We start from the raw sequence: 23743 nt of genomic DNA, 5'->3' as shown, positions 1-23743 counted from the left end.
GTTTCGTTTTTATTTGATCAAAAAGAGAAAATAAACTTTGGATCTTGTTCTGCATATCGTAAATTGCTGACTTTAAATTGTGCGGAATGAAAAATATTTTAAAAACCGGCTCGCTTGGTTTGATTTTAGCAGTATATAGCTGTCAATCAGTAAATACCACTAAAATGTTTTATGAAGATGTAAAGCCCGAAAAAGTTTCGGATCAGTTCAGTTTTACGGAAGGTCCATCCTCGGATAAAGAAGGAAATGTGTACTTCACTGATCAGCCGAATGATAAAATTTATTATTGGGACTGGAAAACCAATAAAGTGATTGAGTTCATGAATAAAACAGGAAGAGCCAACGGAACACATTTCGATAAAGATGATAATTTAATCACCTGCTCCGATGATCAGGGTGAAATCTGGAAAATTTCAAAAGATAAAAAAGTACAGGTTCTGCTGAAAGGTTTTGAAGGCAAAAGACTGAACGGACCGAATGATGTCTGGAATGACGAGTTTGGCGGAATGTATTTTACCGATCCTCTTTATGTAAGAGATTACTGGGTGAATTTTAAGCAGGAAACTCCGCATAAAAGTTTATACTACAGAAATAAAGACGGACAGATTTCCAAACTTGAAACCTTTACACAGCCGAATGGAGTGGTAGGAAGCGAAAAATTCAGAAAATTGTATGTTTCGGATATTGATGCCGGAAAAACATATGTTTATGATATTTTGGGCGAAGGAAAATTATCCGAGAAAAAACTTTTCTGTGAAATGGGTTCCGACGGAATGACGTTAGACAAACATGGAAATCTTTATTTGACAGGAAAAGGAGTTCATGTATTCAACAGAGAAGGGAAGAAGATTTATCATATTCCCATCGAAGAAGACTGGACTTCCAACGTGACTTTCGGAGGGAAAAATAACGAAGTTCTGTTCATCACTGCTTCAAAATCTGTTTATACTTTACCGACACGAGTAAGAGGAGTGAGATAAATTTAAGGTTGAGGTTAAGATTTAGATTAAGATTAAGGCTGAGATTAAAACATAACGCTTATCTAAACCTTAGCCTTAACCTCAATCTTAATACGCCACTTCCATTTTCACTTTCTTGCCCTTTAGTTTTTCATTGGCAAGTTTTTTCAGCAGCGCATTCACTTTATTTCTCGATACAGCAACATAAGAAGTTGTGTCTTTTACTTCGATCAAGCCGACATCTTCTTTCTGGAGTTCTCCTTTTTTCAGCAGATAACCAACAATATCCACTTTATTCACTTTGTCTTTTTTTCCAGCACTGATGTACACGGTCTGGAAAGGCGTTTTTTCCGGAACTTTGGTAAATCCGGCAACGTTGTCTTCCGGCGTATTGCTTTTAATGAAAGGGAAATTTTCATCTTCCGTCATAATAAGATACGCAAAACCTTTCGCGTTCATTCTTGCTGTACGACCGTTTCTGTGGATAAAAGCATCCTCTTTCGGCGGTAACTGATAATGAACGATGGATTCTACTTCCGGAACATCTAACCCTCTTGCAGCCAGATCAGTGGTAATTAAAATTCTTGCGGAATCGTTTCTGAATTTCAGCAGGGCGCGTTCTCTTTCATCCTGTTCCATTCCTCCGTGGAAGGTTTCTCTGTCGATTCCTTTCTGGCGGAGAAGCTCGGAAATCCGGTCAACCGCTTCTCTGTGATTGCAGAAAATTAAAGTTCTTTTGTTCCCGATTTTACAGATTAAATTGAATAAAGCATCCAGCTTTTCTTCCGGCGTAGTCATTACTTTTTTAAACTGAATGTCGGGTTTCGCCTCGCTTAATTTTAGAAAGTTAATGATTTTCTCGTCTTTTAGTCCGGTAAATGCAGGAATTTCGTCCATTGCCGTTGCGGAAGTTAAAATTCTCTGAGACAAACCCTTCAATGAATTGGAAATAAATTCCATATCATCATGAAAGCCAAGTTCAAGCGCCTTATCAAACTCATCCAAAACCAGAGTTTGGATGGTTTTCGGATCAAAATTATTATTTCTCAGATGATAAACCACTCTTCCCGGTGTTCCGATTAATACAGCCGGAGCTTCAATCAGGTTATTTACCTCAATTTTTTTGTCGTGACCGCCATAACATACGGAAACTTTAAAATCGGTTCCCATCGCTTTAAAAACCTGCTCGATCTGTAAAGCCAGCTCTCGCGCCGGAACCAGAATAAGAGCCTGAATTCCTGAACTGTTTTTCTTTAAATTTCGCAGTACAGGAAACAAAAAAGCCAGTGTTTTTCCCGAACCGGTAGGAGAGAGCAGAACAACATCCTGATTGTTTTCTGTCGCTTTGTATGTAGATTTCTGCATCTGATTCATGTCCTGAATCTGCAGTTTTTCGTAGATAGATTCTAATTCCATGGTGCAAAGATAGTTATTTCGCGGATGAAGAATATTGCTGTTTGATGATGGTTTGATATTTTAGGATATTTTTCTCAATAATAAAAGATGTGGAGAAAATTCAGAAGCTTAAAATGATATTTCAAACTTATTGGAATTACGGAAATCCGTAATGTGGAAGCTTAAGTAGATGATAAATTTGGCTCAATAAATTAATCACCATGAAACTCTATCAAACTCTTGAAAATCAAATTAAAAAGGAGCCTAATTACGTTTCCGACAACGGAGAAGTTAAAAAATGGGTCGTTCTCAGCAAAGCACAGAATCTGGATGAAGAATTAATTGAACTGCTTCTGCAAGATCCGGATCTGAAGGAAAATTTTTTCATTAAGGTAAAAGATGTTATGGTCTTTAAGCAAACTCTGTTCATTCAGTTTCTGGAGCAGAAAAATTATCTTAACGACAGCTACACCCAGTTTAAAAATAAGGTTGGACTCACCATTGGAAATCAATACTTAAAGCAGAGGAACGAAGTGTCCTTAGTTTGGCCTTTTAAGGATTGTGTTCTGGAAGGCGGACAAAGCAGGGAAGAGGATAAAAGGGAAGAAATCTTTTTCAATGAAACATTGGCGCAGGACGAAATTACCGAATTGTTCGATCCTAAAGTCTTAACCAATGCCAAAAGAATTGACCAAAACGGTGAAAATAATTTTGATGAATTCAATCGTAATGAAAACGGAACGATTACCGATAATCTGATTATCAAAGGAAATAATCTTTTAGCGCTTCATTCCCTGAAAAAAGAATTTGCCGGTAAAGTAAAGCTGATTTATATTGATCCGCCTTACAATACGGGGAATGACGGGTTTAAATATAACGATAGATTCAATCATTCTACCTGGCTGACTTTTATGAGGAACAGGTTAACAATAGCAAAGGAATTGTTAAGAAATGATGGGGTAATTTTTGTTCAATGTGATGATAATGAACAGGCATATCTAAAAATATTAATGGATGAAATTTTTAAAAGAGAAAATTTTATAAGCAATATTGTTTGGAAAGGTCGTGGTGGAAGGCAGGATAGTAAATTCATTGCTCAAATTCATGAAACAATTGTTTGCTTTTCAAGAAATATTAATGAATTGGAACTCTTTAAAACAACTGTCGAGGATCTATCTAACTATAAATTTAAAGATGAAAAAGGTAATTATAAGATTCAATTAATTAGAAAATGGGGGAGTAATAGTAGAAGAGTTGATAGACCTAACTTATATTATGGAGTTGAATTTAAAAATAAGATTATTTTTCCTATTCTTCCAGACGGAACAGAGGGATGTTGGAGATGGAGCAAAAATAAAATAGAAAAATCAATTGAAAATGATTTGGTGGTTTTATTGGAAAAAGACGGAAGAACAGAGCTATATGAAAAAATATACGAGGCAGATGGTACAAAACAAACTGTTTTCAATTCGTGGATAGATGAATCTTTCTCTGGAAAAGGGGCAAAGACAGTTCAGAATATTTTCAAAGAAAAAGTATTTGATTATCCTAAACCAGAAGAATTAATATCAAAAATTATTGAAATATCAACTTCTGAAAAAGATATCGTTCTGGATTATCATCTAGGTAGCGGAACAACAGCATCAACAGCTCATAAAATGAACCGTCAATATATCGGAATTGAGCAGATGGATTATATAGAAACGGTTGCTAAAGAACGTTTGAAAAAAGTTATTGAAGGAGAACAGGGCGGCATTTCCAAATCCGTCAACTGGCAAGGTGGCGGTTCCTTCATTTATCTTGAACTAAAAAAATACAACCAGACTTTTATTGAAAAAATAGAAGCTGCGGAAGACACAGCAGAACTTCTTCAGATTTGGGAAGAAATGAAATCCAGATCCTTTCTTAATTATAATGTGGATCTCAAAAAGCAGGAGCAGCACATCGATGATTTTAAAGCATTAAGCCTGAAAGAACAGAAACAGCATCTTTGCGAACTGTTGGATAAAAACCAGCTCTACGTTAATCTTTCTTCTTTGAATGATGAAAATTTCAAATGTACTGAAGAGGAGAAAATAGTGACTCAAGATTTCTATAAAATTAAAAACTAAAGCCATGGAATTTTTACACGAGATCTTTAATAATCCTATTGCGAAAAAGTCTTTAGCGCAGGTTGTTATTCCCAACGAAATTACAGACAATTTAAAATTTAAAGTTCGTCCGTATCAGGAAGAGGCATTCAGGCGGCATCTTTATATTGAACAGGAGAATTTTGAAGGAAAACCCAACAAGCCGATTCATCTGCTGTACAATATGGCAACCGGAAGCGGAAAAACGATGGTGATGGCGGGTCTTATGCTTCATCTATTTGAAAAAGGCTACCGTAATTTTCTGTTTTTTGTCAACAGCAATAACATCATTCAGAAAACGAAAGATAATTTTCTTAATTCACAGACTTCCAAATATTTATTCACAGATAAAATTATCATCAATGGAAAAGAGGTTTTACTGAAAGAGATTGACAATTTTGACGAATCGGATCAGGAAAATATCAATATTAAGTTCACGACGATCCAACAGCTTCATACAGATTTAAATAATACCAGAGAAAACAGCGTTACGTATGAAGATTTTAAAGATAAAAAGATTGTTCTGATTGCTGATGAAGCCCATCATCTCAACAGCGGAACCAAAAGCGGAAATCTTTTCGGAAGTTGGGAAGAAACCGTTTTGCAGATCCTGAATCAGAATTATGAAAATATTCTGCTCGAATTTACGGCAACTCTGGATTATGAAAGCCGGGAAATTATGAATAAATACAGGGATAAAGTCCTTTATAAATATGATCTCGCACAGTTCAGGAAAGATAAATTTTCCAAAGAAATTAATCTTGTGCGCTCAATGTACAATGAAAAAGAAAGGATTATTCAGGCACTGATTCTCAATCTTTACCGTCAGGAACTGGCTGCAAAACATGGTATTAATATAAAGCCGGTGATACTTTTCAAAGCGAAAAAAACAATTAAAGAATCTGAACAGAACAAAGAAAATTTCCACAAGCTCATCGATGAATTTTCTGAAACGATGGTAACCAGCATCAGGAAAACTTCGTCCGTCTCGGTTGTACAGAAAGCTTTTCAGTTTTTTGAGTTAAGAAATATCTCGGAAAATGATATTGCACAGAGAGTAAAATCCTGTTTTCGGGAAGAAAACTGCCTAAGTGCAAACAATGATTCGGAAGCGGAGAAAAACCAGATCCTTCTGAATACACTTGAAGATGAAAATAACCCGATCCGTGCCATATTTGCCGTTCAGAAGCTGAATGAAGGATGGGATGTTTTAAATTTATTTGATATTGTACGTTTGTATGAAGACCGCGACGGAAAAGACGGCAATCCCGGCAAAACTACACTCTCGGAGGCGCAGTTGATCGGTCGCGGTGCGAGATATTATCCTTTTGCACTGAATGAAGGTGAAGACAAGTTCACCAGAAAATACGATGATGACATTTCAAATGATCTTAAAATTCTGGAAGAACTTTATTACCATACAAAAGAAGACAGCCGCTATATTTCCGAACTTAAAAAAGCACTGGTAGAATCCGGAATTTATGAGGATGAAGCCCATCTCGAAACAAAACAGTTAAAGCTGAAGCCCCTATTTAAAACCTCGAAATTATATCAGAAAGGAGTCGTTTTTTCCAATAAAAAAGTACCGAAAAATTTTGATAATATTAAATCTTTTGCAGATTTGGGAGTGAAAAAAACAAATTACCGTTATCAGCTTTCTTCGGGCTTCGGAAGGATCTCTAAGGTCTTTTCTGAAAATGAAAAAGAAATATCCGGTGAGGAAAAGATAAAGTCAAAAGATATAAAGATTACGGAAATACAGAATCATGTGGTAAGATATGCGCTCAGCAGAAATCCGTTTTACTGTTTTAATCGTCTTTCTCATTATTTTCCCAGTCTTGTTTCCATTTTTGAATTTATTGAAAGTGAGCAATATCTGGGAGGTCTGGAAATCACTTTTACAGGAAGCAGAAACCGTCTAGATGAGATTTCTCATTTTGATTATCTTCAGGCGCTCAATGGTTTACTGCAGGAGATCGAAACAGAGATCAAAAAGAATTCTACAGAATATGAAGGCTCGGAATTTTATGCGCGGCCTGTTCAGGATGTCTTTAAGGATAAAGAAATCAGAGTAAGTAAAGGCAGTGTAAGAGCAAATGGGCAGGAAGAGCTTGTTCTGGATGAACCATGGTATGCTTATAATGCCAATTACGGAACCGAAGAGGAAAAAAAGTTTGTTGAACTGTTTGCGAGACGTTTTGAAGGACTCAATAAAAAATATCAGAACATTCACCTGATCCGGAATGAAAGGGAAATTAAAGTTTTTGATCAATTGGGACGGGCTTTTGAACCGGATTTTATTCTTTTCTGTACCCGCCGTGAAGAAGAGGAGCTTACTTTTCAGGTATTTATAGAGCCGAAAGGAAAACATTTAACAGGACATGATAAATGGAAAGAAGATTTTCTCAAACAGATCGGAAATCAGCAGAAATCTGTGAAGATTCATACGGACAACTATTTAATTACCGCTGTACCTTTTTACAATTACAGCAATGAGAATGAGTTTAAGGAAACCTTAGAAAAGACTTTAATGGAGTAAAAAGTTATTTTGATGAAATTAAATGGTTTGAAATTCAGTTGTTTATGTTGGATTTTTTGAGCTTTGAAATAATTGTTTGTTTCAAATAAATTTCATATCTTTGCACCCACTTTTGTGGCGAAAAGGTTTGAAGAGTAAATAACTAAAAATTAATTACTTCCGTATTTTTCAATTCACATTTATTCAGACCGTTGAAAGAGAAGGAATACAAATTTTATTAGAATTATGTCAAAAGAGACAAATTCAGCTGAATTATTATTAAATCAAAACGTAGCACCTGAACAATTTGACTGGGATTCTTTCGAATCTGGTCTTGATGCTGATGCTAGAAAAGAGAAAAGCGATTTAGAAGAAATCTACAACGGATCTTTAAACAACTTAGACGATAACGACGTTCTAATTGGTAAAGTAGTAAGATTAACTGATAAAGAAGCTATCGTAGACATCAACTTCAAGTCTGAAGGTGTTATTTCTCTTAACGAATTCCGTTACAACCAAGGTCTTAAAGTAGGAGACGAGGTAGAAGTAATGGTAGACAGAAGAGAAGACAAAACAGGACAGTTACAGTTATCTCACAGAAAAGCAAGAACGCTTAAAGCTTGGGATAAAGTAAACGAACTTCACGAAACAGGTGAAATCGTTAACGGTTTTGTTAAGTCTAGAACTAAAGGAGGTATGATCGTGGACGTACACGGAATCGAAGCATTCTTACCTGGTTCTCAGATCGACGTTAAGCCAATTAAAGATTACGATCAGTTCGTAGGAAAAACTATGGAATTCAAAGTTGTGAAAATCAACCCTGAGTTCAAAAACGTAGTAGTTTCTCACAAAGCATTGATCGAAGCAGATATCGAAGGTCAGAAAAAAGAAATCATCGCTCAGTTAGAAAAAGGACAAGTTCTTGAAGGTACTGTTAAGAATATTACTTCTTACGGTGTGTTCATCGACTTAGGAGGTGTTGATGGATTGATCCACATTACAGACCTTTCTTGGTCTAGAGTGAACCACCCATCTGAAATCCTTGAGGACGGACAGACTGTAAAAGTGGTTATCCTTGATTTTGATGATGAGAAAACAAGAATCCAGTTAGGTATGAAGCAGTTAGAAGCTCATCCTTGGGATGCTCTTTCTGCTGACTTAAAAGTTGGAGATAAAGTAAAAGGAAAAGTAGTAGTTCTTGCTGACTATGGTGCATTTGTAGAAATCGCTCCTGGTGTAGAAGGATTAATCCACGTTTCTGAAATGTCTTGGTCTACTCACTTGAGATCTGCAGGAGACTTCGTAAAAGTAGGTGATGAGGTAGAAGCTGAAGTACTTACTTTAGACAGAGAAGACAGAAAAATTTCTTTGGGTATCAAGCAATTAAGCAAAGATCCATGGGAAAATATCGAAGCTAAGTATCCTGTAGGATCTAAGCACGTAGGAACTGTAAGAAACTTCACTAACTTTGGTGTATTCGTAGAGTTAGAAGAAGGTATCGACGGTTTAATCTACATTTCTGATCTTTCTTGGACTAAGAAAATCAAGCACCCATCTGAATTCTGTGCAGTTGGTGATAAATTAGATGTTGTAGTTCTTGAACTAGACATCCAGGCTAGAAGATTATCTCTAGGTCACAAACAATTAACAGAAAACCCTTGGGATGCATTCGAAACTAAATATGCTGAAGGAACAATTCACGCTGGTAAAGCGGTAGAAGTACATGATAAAGGTGCTTCTGTACAGTTCGAAGATGCTGAAGTTGAAGCATTCTGCCCATCAAGATTATTAGAGAAGGAAGACGGATCTAAAATCAAGAAAGGTGAAGAGGCTGATTTCAAAGTAATTGAATTCAACAAAGAATTCAAGAGAGTAGTAGTTTCTCATACAGGAATCTTCAGAGACGAAGAGAAGAAAAACGTAAGAGAAAACTCTAACAACAGATCTAATAATGTTTCATCATCTTCAAACGAAGAAAGATCTACTCTTGGAGATATCGATGCATTAGCAGAATTAAAAAGAAAAATGGAAGAAGGGAAATAATACCTGATTCATTTTAAATATTAAGCCACTCATTTGAGTGGCTTTTTTGCTTTTGAATAATAGACGATAATACCTCTAATAATGCGGAAATTTAAATTTGATTTATTCACAAAATGATGAAAATTTATTTACTGTTATCAAATTAAATATCTATTTAAATAATTTTAAATATAATATTGTTTTATTGTTAATTATATGTAAATTAGCGGCTTTATTAGTGTATATGAAAAAAGTAGCTTTACCCCTTTTATTTGTAGTTTCTGCAATGTTTCCTTCTGTTCTTTTCGGACAGGATAATGAGAAGTTAATTAAGGATTATATTTCTCAAAATAAGATCAGAGAATATAAAAAGTCAGATCTTGCTAATTTTAAGATTGATAATGTAGATGAGTCAAAGTCATTAAATGGAAATGTAATTAAATTCCAACAGACTTATAACGGACTTCCCGTTTACAATGCGGAAGGTACTGTTTTGGTAAGAGATAGTAAGGTAATTTATTATACAGATACTTTTTTGAAAGATTATACTTCTTCTGTATCAAATACCGCTTCTATTACGAAGGCTACTGCTCTTCAGAAAATAGCTGAAAATTTACAGAAAGATAAAATTCAGAATTATCCTATTTTAGGGTATAATGATGCAGATTTAAATAATACACCGGCTGCAAAACAGAGATTGGTATATGTACAAGATAATGGAGCTTTAAAATTAGCATATCAGTTTTCTTTTCCGGAACCGAATTCTCCAAGCTATTGGGATATTTTAGTGGATGCAAACACAGGAAATATTATCAGCAAACTAGATTTAAATCTATCTTGTAATTTCCATAATGATGCCTATTCTCATGATTATAGTCATGTTCATAATGAAACTATTGCAACAGGACCGTTAAAGCAAGAAGAAAGTAAAAATAGTTTTTCACTTTTAGCACCCGATAACGCTTCATATAATGTTTTTGCTTTACCGATAGAGGCTCCTACTTTTGGCTCCCGATCCATTGTAAGTAACCCATGGATTTTGGCAGCTTCTCCGGAAGGTTGGCATTATGATGGTACTACCCGTTATACAATTACCAGAGGTAACAATGTACATGCTTATGAGGATACATCAGCTTTAAATGTGCCAGGTTTTTCACCAGATGGAGGAGCTACAAGAAACTTTAATTATCCTTTTAACATTAATGATGATCCATTTAATAATCAGAGTGCTGCAATAACGAATTTATTTTATATCAATAATAAAATTCATGATATTTTCTATATGTTTGGATTTACTCCGGCAGCAAGGAACTTTCAGAATACTAATTTTGGATTAGGAGGTGCTGGAGGCGATTATGTACAGGCCGAAGCACAAGATGGAGGCGGTACGAATAATGCGAATTTTAATAGTCCTAGCGATGGAAATAAACCAAGAATGCAAATGTATCTTTGGTCAACTGTTAACAGGCTGTTTTATTACAATGCGCCAAGTTCGGCTGTACCTCGTCAACCAATTGCAGGGACAGCTTCATTTGGAAATGCTTTAGATGCAACGGGTGTTACAGGAAATGTTCAGTTATCCTCAGTTCTGGATGGCTGTACAGCAATACCTGCTGGATCTTTGACAGGTAAGATTGGTTTGGTAGAAAGAGGAACCTGTAGTTTTACTGTTAAGGTTAAAAATGCGCAAGATGCGGGTGCTACAGCAGTTATTATTTACAATAATACAGCTAATGGTAATACGGTTGGAAATATGTCAGGAACAGATGCGACAATTACGATTCCATCAGTTTTAATTTCAAATACAGAGGGTGAATATATTAAAAGCCAGCTTTCAGCTAATACAACTGTAAATGTAACTTTAAAAAATGATCCTGCGAGCAGTGTTACTCCAGATGGAAGTTTTGATAATGGAATTGTAGTACACGAATATGGACATGGAATTTCCAATAGATTAACAGGAACGGGTGCTGGTTGTTTGAATTTTGATGTCTCTAATGAACAAATGGGAGAAGGTTGGTCAGATTTCTTTGCTCTAATGTTAACTAATAAAGTTGGAGATAATGCTTCTGTACCAAGAGGTATCGGAACTTATGCTGTTGGACAGGCTATAACTGGAGGAGGCATTCGACCAGCACAGTATTCTCCGAATTTTACCATTAATAATTTTACATATACAGCTACAAATGGATTAACATATTTTAATACTCAATATCAACGACAGGTACCTGATGTACATTCTATAGGATTTATTTGGGCTACAATGCTTTGGGATCTTCACTGGCAGTATGTTGCTAAATATGGTTATTCTTCTGATGTAATGGCAAACACAACAAATGGTAGTTCAAGAGTTTTACAATTAGTTACGGATGCATTGAAACTTCAGGTTTGTAATCCTACATTTATTGACGGAAGAAATGCTATAATAGCTGCGGATCAGGCTAAAGGAGGTGCAGACAGATGTATGATCTGGAGAACGTTTGCAAAAAGAGGGTTGGGAGTAAATGCATCTGCAGGAAGTAAGACTCCAACAAGCTTAAGCAATGCTGCCGCTGTTAATGCAGCTCTTAACGATCAGGTAGAAGATTTTACTGTTCCTGCGGACTGCGTGTTAGCTACAGACGAAGTAAATGTTGTTAAAAATAACATTTCAATTTACCCTAATCCTGCGAAGAATGAGTTCTTCATTAATTTCCCAAGCAATACATTAGGTAAAGTAAGTGTTGAAATTTATGATATGTCTGGAAAACTAGTTTCTTCAGAAGATAAAATTTCTCCGGATGCTAAGAAATCAATTTCGACAGACAAGTTGATTAACGGAACTTACATGGTGAAAGTAAAAGGCATCGGTATTGATGCGGCATCAAAAGTTATTGTTAAAAAATAATCTGAACATTTATAAATTTTAGTTACGGCGCGAGCTTCGCTCGCGCCGTAACTTTTTTACATTAATCCCATCTCATTAATTTAATAATATATCCGTACCTTTGCGGGCTGTAAAAAATGAATTATGCAGAAGAGAAATATATTAAAGGGAGTTTTATTTGTAGGGATTGGAGCCAGTATATACGGAATGTTGGCAACGTTTGTTAAACTCGCTTATCAGGATGGGTACACCACTTCAGAAGTTACAACATCACAGTTTTTATTGGGAATCGTTGGTCTTTTAGTCTTAAATTTTATTCAGACAATCACCTCTAAAAAAGCATTACCGTCGCCAACATCAAAAGAAGTAATAAACTTAATGTTGGCTGGAACTTCATTAGGTTGCACCAGTTTGTTTTATTACATTGCCGTACAATATATTAATGTTTCGATTGCGATTGTTTTGCTGATGCAGTCGGTCTGGTTCAGTGTAGTGGTGGAAAGTTTTCTGACAAAAAAAATACCCAATGCAAGAAAAATTGTTTCTGTAATTATTGTTTTGGCGGGAACTATTTTAGCAACCAATTTAATCAACGAAAGCTTGGATTTGGATTGGAAAGGCATTTTTTGGGGATTATTGGCAGCAGCTTCCTATACGCTTACTATGTTTACTTCCAATACATTAGCGACACATTTGCCTGTTTTCAGAAAAAGTATTATAATGCTTTTGGGTGGTTCAGTTGTTGTTTTTGCATTCTTGTTTTTTGCACAGATCGGGCCGTTGCATTTCGAAGGATTAAAATCTTTTTACCTAACTTTTACAGACAATACAGAACATATCCATTCCTTTAATTATTCAATTTTATGGAAATATGGTTTAATTTTATCACTTTTCGGAACCATAATTCCACCGATTTTATTTAATGTCGGATTTCCGAATACAGGACTCGGATTGGGAAGTATCGTTTCTTCTTTGGAACTGCCGGTTTCCGTAACAATGGCATTTGTTTTATTGGGAGAAAAAGTTATTTTTATTCAGTGGGTGGGAATTATATTGATTCTTTTTGCCATTGTTTTAATGAATCTTCCCAAAAAAGACAAACAACTAGCCGAAATATCTTAAATAAATCATCATTAATACTTGAAAACCGTTTCTTTTGGAATGGTTTTTTAATTTCAGTAAATAAAATGGTTTATGAAATATTACAGAAATATATTTACCGCATTAATTTTTGTTATAAGTACGAATCTTCTATTATCACAGGTGAGACCACTGGATGCGGAATTAACGAACTATCAATATCCTTTTGAAGTTCAGTTTTTAAATTTCAAATCTCAGAAAAACGATCTGAAAATGGCCTATATGGATGTTCATCCTAAAAAGTCAAACGGTAAAACCATAATGCTTCTTCATGGTAAAAATTTTAACGGAGCTTATTGGGAAAAAACAGCAAAAGACCTTTCAGATAAAGGTTTTAGAGTAATAATTCCGGATCAGATAGGATTTGGAAAATCTTCGAAGCCTCAAAGTTACCAGTTTTCATTTTCGCAGTTGGCAGAAAATACAAAAGCCATTCTGGATAAATTACAAATCGATAAAATTATTGTTTTAGGACATTCGATGGGAGGGATGGTTGCAACAAGGTTTACTTTACAATACCCCGAAAAAGTCGAAAAATTGATCATGGAAAATCCAATCGGATTGGAAGATTATAAAACATTTGCCACTTATCAAACCATCGATCAGGCATATCAGTCGGAATTAAAGAATACCGCAGAAACTTACAAAAATTATCAGCTTAAATTTTATTATGATAATAAATGGAAAGCAGAATATCAACCCTGGTTAGACTTAATTGCAGGATGGACGTTGCATCCTGATTACCCGAAAGTTGCATGGGATGCAGCCTTAACTTCAGATATGATTTACAATCAGCCGGTTTGCTATGAATTTAAAAACATAAAAGTTCCCACTTTGCTCATTATCGGAACAAGAGACAGAACAGCAATCGGGAAAGACCGCGCTCCAAAAGAACTGCAGCCCAAAATGGGGCAATATCAGGAATTAGGAAAGAAAACACAACAACAGATTGTTGGTTCCAAGCTAGTCGAAATTGAAAACGTAGGTCACCTTCCGCATATTGAGGTCTATGATAAATTCTGGAATGCGCTGTATGAATTTATTAAGTAAAGAAGCTTAAAGTTACATGATAGACGTTTATATAAAGGAATGGAAAATTATAAAGCGTTTTTTTTGTGTAAAATTCCCCTCCTCTGGAGGGGTGGCGAAAATTTCCTGAAATTTTTGACGGGGTGGTTTTAAAATGCATCCTTTTCTTAGCCCCGATTGAAGTGAAAATCCTTTTTTTGAAAAAAAAAGATTGCAGCGGAAAGCGGGAAATAGCTCCAAATAATAGTAATTCAAATAAAAAGAGACCGCTAAAAATTAGCAGTCTCTTTTCGTATGTATTGTTGTCTGAATTATTTCTTCTTGTAAGCAGCGTCTTTAATTCTCGCTTTTTTACCTCTAAGGTCTCTGAAGTAGTAGATTCTAGATCTTCTAACTCTACCTCTTCTGTCAACTTCAATTTTTTGAAGAGCCGGCATGTTGATTGGGAATACTCTTTCTACACCTACATCACCAGACATTTTTCTGATCGTGAAAGTTTTTGTAGAACCAGTACCTCTCAATTGGATAACTGTTCCTTTGAAGAACTGAGTTCTTGTTTTTTGTCCTTCTTTAATTTCGTAGTAAACAGTGATCGTATCACCCGCTTTGAATTCAGGGAATTCTTTTTTTGTAATGTACTTGTCTTGTACGTACTTTAATAAATCCATTATTAATAAATAAAATGTTAAAGCTAAGCAACTTACACGGACTTCGTCAGAGGTTGAATAACAGGTTGCAAATGTACAAAACATTTTTGAAATTTTCCAAACAATTTTATATTAAATATCATGAAATTTTCACCCCGTTTTTCGGCTCAGATTTAATATTTCCTTCAACTTCCCATCAGACACAGTTTACATGTGAACTCTACTTTTGCACGAAAATAAAATCAGACAATAAAAATTTCGATAATTCATTGATATACAATTTTTAATCTCAATAAATCTAATAAAAAGTAAACTAAAAATGAAACATTGTTTTTTCTTTTTCCTTTTCGTCGTCCAGATGGTTTTGGGGCAGACTTTGTATCCTTACTTACAAAATCCTACGCCAACTTCCATGATTGTCAACTGGAAAACCTCTTCCAATAATGAAACTACCGTTTTTTACGGAACAAGCCCCAATAATCTGAATGTTACTTTTACAGGAACAACGAATATTTTTTCAGATACCGGGTATAACAACAATTATTTTTATCACACCGCAAAAATTGCCAATCTTCAGCCCAACACAAAATATTATTATAAAATTAAAACAGGAACCAGCGAATCTGCGGTGTATAATTTCCGAACACTTCCTTTACCGGGACAGGCGGCAACAGCCAACGGAAAAATTCGTTTTCTCATCATGGGAGACAACCAGATTAAAGCAGAACCGAGATACGATACCTTAACTTTAAATGCGTATAAAAAATTAAAGGAAAAATTCGGCGCAGCTTCTGATCCTTCAGATAATATTGCTTTGACCTTTATGGTTGGAGATCAGGTAGATGTGGGAACTTTGGATCATTACGAAAATGTTCATTTCAAAAAAAATATTAATTTATCGCCTTATCTTCCGATTCAGACTACAGTGGGAAATCACGAAACATACGGAAGTCTGGGAATGAATTCCTATTACGCACATTTTTACATCGATGAAATTCAGTATAAAAACATTAGCTCGGGAAACGAAAATTACTATGCACAACAGGCTGGAAACGTTCTGTTTATAAGTTTGAGTTCCGAACATACAGGCTCTGCACAAATGATGTGGCTGCAACAGGTTTTAAATGCTGCAAACGGTGATTCTACTGTCGACTGGATCATTTCTCTGAGCCACAGACCGTATCAGGCGGAGCAATATGTAGGAGACATTTCTACGTGGGTAAGAAACAGTGCTGTTCCCCTTTTAACCACTTCTTCAAAATATTTAATGCACGTCGGAGCGCATCACCATTTATACCACAGAGGTCAGTTGAAAAATACACCGAATTACCAGATTATTTCCGGTGGAGTTGCATGGGATCAGTATTGGGGAATGTCGACCGAACAGGACTTTGATGATGTTCAGAAAACATTAACAGACTGGACGTATCAGATCGTGGAAGTAGATGTAAACACGGGAAAAGTAGATGTGGAATCCTATTCTATCGGAGGGGTTTATCATAAAAAATATAATGAGCTGATCGATACATTCCACCGCTATAAAAATCAGCCCAAACCTGCAAAACCTTCCATTTCCAATACATTTACGGCGCCGGTTACTTTACCGCTAACTTTAAACGGAAGTACATTTTCAGGCTCAAACGGAGAATTGCTGAACACCACTCAGTTCTTAATTAGCAAAGCAGCTGATTTTTCCATCATTGAAAAAGAATTTTACAGAGACTATGAAAACTGGTTCGGAAAAGACGGAAGCGGAACTCCCGATATCACAAAAAACCTGAATGCAGGAGTAGACATTACCAAAGCGACCATTGCCGCCAACTCAATTACCAACGGAAACTATTATGTAAAAGTGCGTTACAGAGACCGCAATATGGAGTGGAGCGACTGGAGCGATGTAAAACAGTTTACAGTAACCGGAAGTGTGGTTTCCAACCCTACATTCACTTTAAATAAAACAGAATATCTTCAAAACGAGCCCATTATTGCCAATTTTACAGACGGTCCCGGAAATAATCAGGACTGGGTTGGAATTTATAAAAAAGGACAGAATCCTTCTGCCGTAACTTCTCAGGCTTTTATGTACACTAACGGACAAACCGCAGGAACAGCCACTTTCCCGAACGGAATTGCTGCCAAAGGTCAGTATTTTGCAGGATTTTTTGCCAATAATGGTTACACGGAAATTACGCCGAGAAAAAATTTCTACGTAGGTCCGAAAGTTAATTTAAGCACAACTTCAGATGTTTATCCTGTTGGCGGAACTGTAACCGTAAATTTCTCCAACGGACCGAATCTAAACAAAGACTGGATCGGAATTTATAAAATGGGACACACTCCCGGAACCATAAATTCTACACAGTGGAGTTATGTGACAACCGCTTCGGGAACGCTTAATTTTACAGGACTTGCCAAAGGATATTATTATGCACAGTACTTCTTGGAAGACGGTTATACAACGGTTGGTGAGAAAGTTTTCTTTAAAGTAGGGGATGTGGTAACCGAACTTTGGATCAACAAGCCGGTTTACAGTTTAGGAGAAAATATCACCGCTTCATGGACGGATTCTCCGGGAATCATCAAAGACTGGCTCGGAATTTATCCTCAGAATATTTCGGTTCCCGATGATCAGTTTGTTTCGTATACTTATTTTGACGGAATTACACAGGGAACCAAAACAATCACCGGAACAGCAGTTCCTGCAACGCCGGGAAATTATTATATGGTGATGTTTACCAACGATTCTTACACGGAAGTTTCAAACAGAGTTCAGTTTCAGGTAACCGGAACAACTTTAGGAACGGAAGAAACAAAAAGTACAGAAAAAAATGTGGTGCTTTATCCCAATCCTACAAAACCGGGTGAACCGACTTTCATCAAAAGTGATTATCCGATCGAAAAAATAGAACTTCTTTCTGCCAACGGAGACCTTTTATATCAGTCGAAAAATGTTAATAACCAGCGTTTTTCTCTGGTCAACGAAAATCTTCCGAAAGGAGTGTATTTTGTAAAAGTATACACAAGAAAATTATTTACCTTAAAATTAGTCATTCAGTAAAACACTTCATTTTCTTATAAATCAACAAAAACGGGCTTAGAAAAGTCCGTTTTTGTTATTTTGGTAATTTTTACATCAACTATATATTGACCCATCGCTCATCAATTATCAATCATCAATTATTGATTATCGATCATTCAAATTGGAGCTGTTTCCAGCTTTCGCTACTCGCTTTTTTTTGTTTTCGGCGGCTGCGAAGCAGCCGCCGAAAACAAAAAAAAGCTCAGACATGCCGCTCAATCTGGGCTAAAACATTCTCCGTAGCTCAATATTTGACATTCAAAAATCAATCATCAGTAGATTTCAGTGCCCATGCAATCAGCGGAGCCTGCATAAAAAGTCTTCCCAATCTCTGATTATCCGTGTTCAGTCCAAAAGAATCCCTTCTGTTCTTGTATTGGGCAATATTCCCGGGAAAAACAGCCGCGAAAAATCCCGCAACAATTCTTCCCATATTTTTTCTGTATTTTTTAGGCGTTGCGATCATTGCCGTTCCTAAAGCGATTTCGGCAACTCCCGAATAAACAACAGTATCATCTTTATCCAGAGGAACCCATTCCGGAACCTGTGCCTGAAACTCTTTCCTTGCGAAAGTAAGATGTCCTATTCCTGCGGTAATTAAAAATGCGCCGAGTGCAATTCTTGAAATATTTTTTGCTTCCATAATATAGATATTTGTGGGGTGATGATGTAGACTATCCAAATTTTAGACCATGAAAAAATCTAAAAATCCTGAACACCGGATATATGAGAAAAATTATTAAATTTAGCCAACAGAAAAATCTAATATTTCATGATAGATAAAAGAGTAAAAAATGCAAAGGAAGCCATCGAAGGCATTAAAGACGGAATGACATTAATGTTAGGCGGATTCGGACTTTGCGGAATTCCTGAAAACTCAATTAATGCTTTGGTAGAGAGTGATGTAAAAGACTTAACCTGTATTTCAAACAACGCCGGAGTAGACGATTTCGGTTTGGGATTACTGCTTCACAAAAGACAGATCAAAAAAATGATTTCGTCTTATGTGGGAGAAAATGCAGAATTCGAAAGACAGATGCTTTCAGGAGAATTGGAAGTAGAACTTACTCCGCAGGGAACTTTGGCAGAAAAATGCAGAGCGGCACAGGCAGGAATTCCCGCTTTCTATACACCGGCTGGTTTCGGAACGGAAGTAGCGGAAGGAAAAGAAGTAAAAGATTTCAAAGGAAAACCCCACATTCTGGAATATGCTTATGAAGCAGACTTCTCAATTGTAAAAGCATGGAAAGGAGATCACGCCGGAAACCTTATCTTCAAAGGATCGGCAAGAAACTTCAATCATCCGATGGCGGGAGCAGGAAAAATTACCATTGCAGAAGTAGAAGAATTGGTAGAACCGGGAGAATTGGATCCCAACCAGATTCACATTCCGGGAATCATGATCCAGAGAATTTTTCAGGGTGAAAAATTCGAAAAAAGAATTGAGCAGAGAACCGTTAGAAAAAGAGATTAATTTTAAATTTCTTCATAAAAATAATACCCCGAAATCAACATTCGGGGTAATTTATTTTAGTTATAAAAGCCTAATTGTCATTTAGGAAATAATAATGAAAAGAGAGTAAAGAATAAGGTTATCAATTGTCATTAGCCATTATGAACAAAAGTGAAGAATCTCACAATCATGTCAACTTCCATCATCCCGCTTCCAACTTCCACCTCATCTACACCAAAGTTTTTCTCTCCCCGATCTGCTGTCTCCACATGGCATAATACAAACCTTTTTCTTCAATAAGATTAAGATGAGAGCCGGTTTCTACAATTTGTCCGCGTTCTAAAACGTAAATTCTGTCGGCGTGCATAATCGTGCTTAAACGGTGTGCAATAAGAACCGTAATCTGCTCTTTTTCCTTTGAAATTTCTTTAATGGTTGTTGTAATTTCCTCTTCGGTAATACTGTCCAGTGCAGAAGTAGCTTCATCAAAGATCAGCAAATGAGGTTTTCTCAGTAACGCTCTTGCAATGGCAATTCTCTGCTTTTCACCGCCGCTTAGTTTTAGTCCGCCTTCACCAATCACGGTATTAATTCCGTTTTCAGCACGCTCCAGAAGAGCGGTACAGCTTGATTTTTTTAAAGCCAATTGCAAATCTTCTTCCGTTGCGGATGGATTTACAAACAAAAGATTTTCTTTAATAGTTCCAGCAAAAAGCTGAGTGTCCTGCGTTACAAATCCGATCTGGTTTCTCAGTTCATCAAAATCAAATTCTTTTCCGTTGATATTGTTGTATAAAATAGAGCCTTCCTGCGGTCTGTATAATCCCACCAACAGTTTTACCAAAGTACTTTTTCCCGAACCGCTTGGTCCTACAAAAGCAATGGTCTCTCCGTTTTTTACGTTAAATGAAATAGAATTTAAAGCCTTATAATGCGCAGTCTGATGCTGAAACGAAACTTTTTCAAACTCAAGCTCCTCAATAGCTCCGATTTTCTTTGGCTTTAAAGGTTTTGGTTCCACTTCTTTCTTCATCACCCGGTCGAAATTATTCAGAGAAGCCTGAGCTTCACGATAAGAAATGATGATGTTTCCAATTTCCTGCATAGGTCCGAAAATAAAGAATCCGTAAAACATTAACGATAAATACTGTCCCGGAGTTACAATATTTTTAAAAATTAATAACAACAACGTAAATGTGATGATCTGCTGTAAAAAATTAACCAGAGTTCCCTGTACAAAGCTTAAAGAACGGATGCTTTTAACCTTTCTCAGTTCCAGATTCAGAATTTTGTAGGTATTGTTGTTCAGACGTTCCACTTCCTGATTGGTCAGTCCCAGACTTTTTACGATCTCAATATTTCTGAGACTTTCCGTGGTACTTCCCGCAAGATTGGTTGTTTCGGTAACAATATTTTTCTGAATGGTTTTTATTCTCTTGCTTAACAAATTCGTTACCACTGCAATAAAAATAATTCCCACTACATAAACCGGCATAATCGACCAGTGCAGACGAATCGCGTATACAGAAACGAAAATGATACTCACTAAAATTCCAAAAAAGACATTAATGAAATTATTGATAAACCTTACAGAATCTTCACGTACTTTTGTTAAAATAGAAAGCGTTTCACCACTTCTCTGGTCTTCAAATTCCTGAAAAGGAAGTCTCATCGAATGCTTCAGACCGTCCGTAAAAATTTTAGCCCCGAATTTCTGAATAATCACATTCACCACATAATCCTGAAACGCTTTGGCGATACGGCTGATCATCGCAGTACCGATTAAAAGCCCTAAAAAGTAGAAAACACCATGGTAAATATCTGTTCCGTAGAGATATTCTTCCATATTTCTCGGAAGGGTTTTCTCTTTATCGAAAAAATTGGGATGGGTAACAAGTTTGTCTAATATATTCCCTGTAATGGCAGGTGCAAATAAAGAAAATACCTGATTTACAGCAGCTAAAAAAAGCGAAATAATAATCAGCCACTTATAAGGTTTAAGGTAATGTAATAAAATTTTCATCGTTTAAATTAAAGCGTACAAATTTACAACAATTTAAGAAGTAACATTTATCATAGGATAAGAAAGAAAATTATTTCATAATTCTGAAAAAATGGCTAATTTGGCAGGATAAGATTAAGCTATGCTGACTAAAGAACAAATTGCACAAAGAATTTCAAGAGAAGTAAAAGACGGATATTATGTAAATTTAGGAATCGGAATTCCAACATTGGTTGCCAACTACGTTCCGGACAATCTTTCGGTAGAGTTTCAGAGTGAGAACGGAGTTTTGGGAATGGGACCATTTCCTTTTGAGGGAGAAGAAGACGCAGATGTCATCAATGCCGGAAAACAGACGATTACCATCTTAGACGGAGGTTCCTTCTTCGATTCGGCGTTCAGTTTCGGGATGATCAGAGCGCAGAAAGTCGATCTTACCATTTTGGGAGCCATGGAAGTTGCCGAAAACGGAGATATTGCCAACTGGAAAATTCCGGGAAAAATGGTCAAAGGAATGGGCGGGGCAATGGATCTTGTAGCTTCGGCAGAAAATATTATCGTTGCGATGATGCACGTAAACAAAGCAGGAGAAAGCAAAATTCTGAAAAAATGTACCCTACCTTTAACCGGAGTAAACTGCGTGAAAAGAGTGGTTACAGAATTAGCAGTTTTAGATGTTACGCCTCAAGGTTTTAAACTTGTTGAAAGAGCTCCGGGAGTTTCTGTGGAGCACATCATACAATCTACAGAAGCTGATCTGATTATTGAAGGAGAAATTCCGGAAATGCAGTTTTAACATAATAAAAAAATAATCCGTCTCATAAAGGCGGATTATTTTTTTGAATAGTGTATTAATAAGCTGGGTTTTGCGGAAAATTTTTATTCTGATTAAGATCTAAAACCGTCTGCGGAATAGGTCTTAAAATTTTCTTGGCTCCGTTATTACCATTGAAGTTAGAAGCACTTGTAATTTTATAATTGTACTGTACAGTTCTCGTAATAAGAGTTCCTGTACGCTTAAGATCAAACCATCTGTTGTATTCTCCAAGCATTTCTCTGCCGCGTTCATCAAGAATATAATCGATGTTAAATTCTGCCGGTGTAGCATCCGGAACTCCCGCTCTTGCTCTTACTGCATTCAGTCTTAAAAGTCCTAAAGCAGAATTTCCTGATTTCAAATAGGCTTCTGCTGCAATAAGATACGTATCTGCAAGTCTTGAAACAATAATATCTCTCGTACTTACTGCTCCCGTACTGGATGGAGTTGAAGGGGAAGGATCATCAAACTTTTTCACAGGAATGGTCTGGTAATCCAGATTCTTCACCAAAGTATAAGCCGCATCAAAAGTTCCTTTGTCGTGGTAAACAAATCCCGGAGCGAGTTTTGAAGCATTGGCAGACAGCCACGCTGTTTTATCTGCTGCGGTATACCATAAAGGTTCATAAAAATGTTTAATTCTCAGCGTAGATTTATCTGCTACTCTGAAAAAGTCGTAATATCTTTCATACACAACGTTCATAAAGGTAGACTCCCATCTCAGATCTCCTTTTTTAAATAAATTCAATGCGTAAGATGTCGGGCAAAGATTATAACTTCTTAACGGAGCGTTACCATTAGTTTCTGCACCGCCAAGATATGAACTGAAGTAGTAAAACTGCTTGTTTCCAAGGGTAGTAGGAGATGTACTGGTAGAAGCAAAATCATACTGTACAGAAAAAATAGTTTCAGCATTAAGATCTTTACCGGGGTAAAATAAATCAGCAGGAGCAATTGTTAATCCCTGTCCTGCGATGGCTGCATCTGCATACGTTGCCGCAGTTGCAAAATCTGAAGCCGAACCGAAAGTCTCATAGCCTCGGGTAAGGTATACTTTTGCCAAAAGATCATTCACTGCTCTTTTATTAACTTTTCCGCTGGTAGAATAAGCTTGTGTTCCTACCGCTGCAAGTGAAGCTTTCAACTCATTGATGATGTACGTATATACTTGTTCTGCTGAATTTCTATCAAACTGAAGAACTGGCAAAGTAAAGTTCTCTTCTACAATCGGTACTCCGCCATACGTCTGCACCAGCAGAAAATATGCATTGGCTCTTAAAAACCTTGCTTCTCCCACCAATACCGGAACATTGGCGGTCTGTTCTGTAATTTTGGAATAATATACAGTCTTGTTTACCGCCTGAATAAGTTGATAACAGGATGTATATAACTGATCCACACCTTCTGAAGCGGGAATAAGTTGAGTATATTGGCTGAGACCTGCCGGTTCCGGCGTTCTTCCTTCCGCATACATATCTGTACCGGCTACAAAAAGCCAAGGATCTCCACCATAGATACTTTTTAACCATGCATAATCGGTGTTCACAAGTAACTGAAATCCTACCGCAGTCTTATAGGCGTCGTCTGCAGGAGCATTAGACAAACTTTCTTCTTCGAGAAAATCGCTGCAGGAATTGAAAATCGAAGCGGCGAAAATTAATGTTAAGAATATCTTTTTCATGATTGT

15 protein-coding genes are annotated in these 23743 nt (G+C 36.5%); 10 read left to right on the top strand and 5 right to left on the bottom strand.

Features of this window, described 5'->3' with window-relative positions; genetic code table 11:
* Window positions 1-86 precede the first annotated feature (86 nt).
* Entirely contained in the window at window positions 87-980 is an 894-nt protein-coding gene (locus B0E34_RS16145) for an SMP-30/gluconolactonase/LRE family protein (RefSeq protein ID WP_076392558.1), read from the top strand.
* Between the two features lie 87 nt (window positions 981-1067).
* Here B0E34_RS16145 and B0E34_RS16140 read toward each other — a convergent pair whose 3' ends face one another.
* On the bottom strand, window positions 1068-2375 hold the full coding sequence (locus tag B0E34_RS16140; RefSeq protein ID WP_087711109.1) for a DEAD/DEAH box helicase: 1308 nt from the start codon (window positions 2373-2375) through the stop codon (window positions 1068-1070).
* A gap of 200 nt (window positions 2376-2575) precedes the next feature.
* Here B0E34_RS16140 and B0E34_RS16135 point away from each other — a divergent pair, with 200 nt between their 5' ends.
* The 6 genes from B0E34_RS16135 to B0E34_RS16110 all read left to right on the top strand — a co-directional run bounded on the left by B0E34_RS16135 (window position 2576) and on the right by B0E34_RS16110 (window position 14079).
* Window positions 2576-4465 carry a site-specific DNA-methyltransferase gene (locus tag B0E34_RS16135; protein WP_087711107.1) on the top strand — a complete coding sequence of 630 codons (1890 nt, stop codon included), beginning with the start codon at window positions 2576-2578 and terminating at the stop codon, window positions 4463-4465.
* A 4-nt stretch (window positions 4466-4469) separates the two neighbouring features.
* Window positions 4470-7022, top strand: coding sequence for a DEAD/DEAH box helicase family protein (locus B0E34_RS16130; RefSeq protein WP_087711105.1), 2553 nt, complete (start codon window positions 4470-4472; stop codon window positions 7020-7022).
* A gap of 225 nt (window positions 7023-7247) precedes the next feature.
* Window positions 7248-9044, top strand: coding sequence for a 30S ribosomal protein S1 (gene rpsA, locus B0E34_RS16125; protein WP_087711103.1), 1797 nt, complete (start codon window positions 7248-7250; stop codon window positions 9042-9044).
* 223 nt (window positions 9045-9267) lie between these two features.
* Window positions 9268-11910, top strand: coding sequence for a T9SS-dependent M36 family metallopeptidase (locus B0E34_RS16120; RefSeq protein ID WP_185117466.1), 2643 nt, complete (start codon window positions 9268-9270; stop codon window positions 11908-11910).
* A 123-nt stretch (window positions 11911-12033) separates the two neighbouring features.
* The gene (locus B0E34_RS16115; RefSeq protein WP_087711101.1) at window positions 12034-13011 is read left to right on the top strand and encodes an EamA family transporter; all 978 of its coding nucleotides are present in this window, start codon (window positions 12034-12036) and stop codon (window positions 13009-13011) included.
* Between the two features lie 72 nt (window positions 13012-13083).
* Window positions 13084-14079 (top strand): alpha/beta fold hydrolase, encoded by a 996-nt coding sequence (locus B0E34_RS16110; RefSeq protein ID WP_087711099.1) that lies wholly within the window; start codon window positions 13084-13086, stop codon window positions 14077-14079.
* 290 nt (window positions 14080-14369) lie between these two features.
* Here the strand turns inward: B0E34_RS16110 and rplS are convergent, their stop codons facing one another.
* Window positions 14370-14726, bottom strand: a complete 357-nt coding sequence (gene rplS / locus B0E34_RS16105) for a 50S ribosomal protein L19 (protein WP_034709455.1) — start codon at window positions 14724-14726, stop codon at window positions 14370-14372.
* Window positions 14727-15024: 298 nt separating this feature from the next.
* On the opposite strand from rplS, the gene B0E34_RS16100 reads away from it, so the two are divergent.
* Window positions 15025-17763, top strand: coding sequence for a fibronectin type III domain-containing protein (locus B0E34_RS16100; protein ID WP_087711097.1), 2739 nt, complete (start codon window positions 15025-15027; stop codon window positions 17761-17763).
* Window positions 17764-18049: 286 nt separating this feature from the next.
* Here B0E34_RS16100 and B0E34_RS16095 read toward each other — a convergent pair whose 3' ends face one another.
* On the bottom strand, window positions 18050-18427 hold the full coding sequence (locus tag B0E34_RS16095; protein ID WP_076393154.1) for a DoxX family protein: 378 nt from the start codon (window positions 18425-18427) through the stop codon (window positions 18050-18052).
* A 129-nt stretch (window positions 18428-18556) separates the two neighbouring features.
* Between B0E34_RS16095 and B0E34_RS16090 the strand changes: the two genes are divergently transcribed.
* A complete protein-coding gene (locus B0E34_RS16090; protein WP_029297233.1) occupies window positions 18557-19258 on the top strand; it encodes a CoA transferase subunit A in 702 nt (233 codons plus the stop codon).
* Between the two features lie 208 nt (window positions 19259-19466).
* On the opposite strand, the gene B0E34_RS16085 is transcribed toward B0E34_RS16090, so the two are convergent.
* Window positions 19467-21260, bottom strand: a complete 1794-nt coding sequence (locus B0E34_RS16085) for an ABC transporter ATP-binding protein (RefSeq protein WP_087711095.1) — start codon at window positions 21258-21260, stop codon at window positions 19467-19469.
* 121 nt (window positions 21261-21381) lie between these two features.
* Between B0E34_RS16085 and B0E34_RS16080 the strand changes: the two genes are divergently transcribed.
* Window positions 21382-22035 carry a CoA transferase subunit B gene (locus tag B0E34_RS16080; protein WP_087711093.1) on the top strand — a complete coding sequence of 218 codons (654 nt, stop codon included), beginning with the start codon at window positions 21382-21384 and terminating at the stop codon, window positions 22033-22035.
* Between the two features lie 55 nt (window positions 22036-22090).
* Here the strand turns inward: B0E34_RS16080 and B0E34_RS16075 are convergent, their stop codons facing one another.
* Window positions 22091-23737, bottom strand: a complete 1647-nt coding sequence (locus B0E34_RS16075) for a RagB/SusD family nutrient uptake outer membrane protein (protein ID WP_087711091.1) — start codon at window positions 23735-23737, stop codon at window positions 22091-22093.
* Between the last annotated feature and the right edge of the window lie 6 nt (window positions 23738-23743).

Source organism: Chryseobacterium mucoviscidosis (assembly GCF_002177115.1).
GTDB classification, from domain to species: Bacteria; Bacteroidota; Bacteroidia; order Flavobacteriales; family Weeksellaceae; genus Chryseobacterium; species Chryseobacterium mucoviscidosis.
This window is presented reverse-complemented; position numbering and strand designations above follow the sequence as displayed.

Excerpts from the sequence above, each read along its gene's own strand:
- B0E34_RS16145 (WP_076392558.1), top strand. The coding sequence starts at position 87 with ATGAAAAATATTTTAAAAACCGGCTCGCTTGGTTTGATTTTAGCAGTA.
- B0E34_RS16140 (WP_087711109.1), bottom strand. The coding sequence starts at position 2,375 with ATGGAATTAGAATCTATCTACGAAAAACTGCAGATTCAGGACATGAAT.
- B0E34_RS16135 (WP_087711107.1), top strand. The coding sequence starts at position 2,576 with ATGAAACTCTATCAAACTCTTGAAAATCAAATTAAAAAGGAGCCTAAT.
- B0E34_RS16130 (WP_087711105.1), top strand. The coding sequence starts at position 4,470 with ATGGAATTTTTACACGAGATCTTTAATAATCCTATTGCGAAAAAGTCT.
- rpsA (WP_087711103.1), top strand. The coding sequence starts at position 7,248 with ATGTCAAAAGAGACAAATTCAGCTGAATTATTATTAAATCAAAACGTA.
- B0E34_RS16120 (WP_185117466.1), top strand. The coding sequence starts at position 9,268 with ATGAAAAAAGTAGCTTTACCCCTTTTATTTGTAGTTTCTGCAATGTTT.
- B0E34_RS16115 (WP_087711101.1), top strand. The coding sequence starts at position 12,034 with ATGCAGAAGAGAAATATATTAAAGGGAGTTTTATTTGTAGGGATTGGA.
- B0E34_RS16110 (WP_087711099.1), top strand. The coding sequence starts at position 13,084 with ATGAAATATTACAGAAATATATTTACCGCATTAATTTTTGTTATAAGT.
- rplS (WP_034709455.1), bottom strand. The coding sequence starts at position 14,726 with ATGGATTTATTAAAGTACGTACAAGACAAGTACATTACAAAAAAAGAA.
- B0E34_RS16100 (WP_087711097.1), top strand. The coding sequence starts at position 15,025 with ATGAAACATTGTTTTTTCTTTTTCCTTTTCGTCGTCCAGATGGTTTTG.
- B0E34_RS16095 (WP_076393154.1), bottom strand. The coding sequence starts at position 18,427 with ATGGAAGCAAAAAATATTTCAAGAATTGCACTCGGCGCATTTTTAATT.
- B0E34_RS16090 (WP_029297233.1), top strand. The coding sequence starts at position 18,557 with ATGATAGATAAAAGAGTAAAAAATGCAAAGGAAGCCATCGAAGGCATT.
- B0E34_RS16085 (WP_087711095.1), bottom strand. The coding sequence starts at position 21,260 with ATGAAAATTTTATTACATTACCTTAAACCTTATAAGTGGCTGATTATT.
- B0E34_RS16080 (WP_087711093.1), top strand. The coding sequence starts at position 21,382 with ATGCTGACTAAAGAACAAATTGCACAAAGAATTTCAAGAGAAGTAAAA.
- B0E34_RS16075 (WP_087711091.1), bottom strand. The coding sequence starts at position 23,737 with ATGAAAAAGATATTCTTAACATTAATTTTCGCCGCTTCGATTTTCAAT.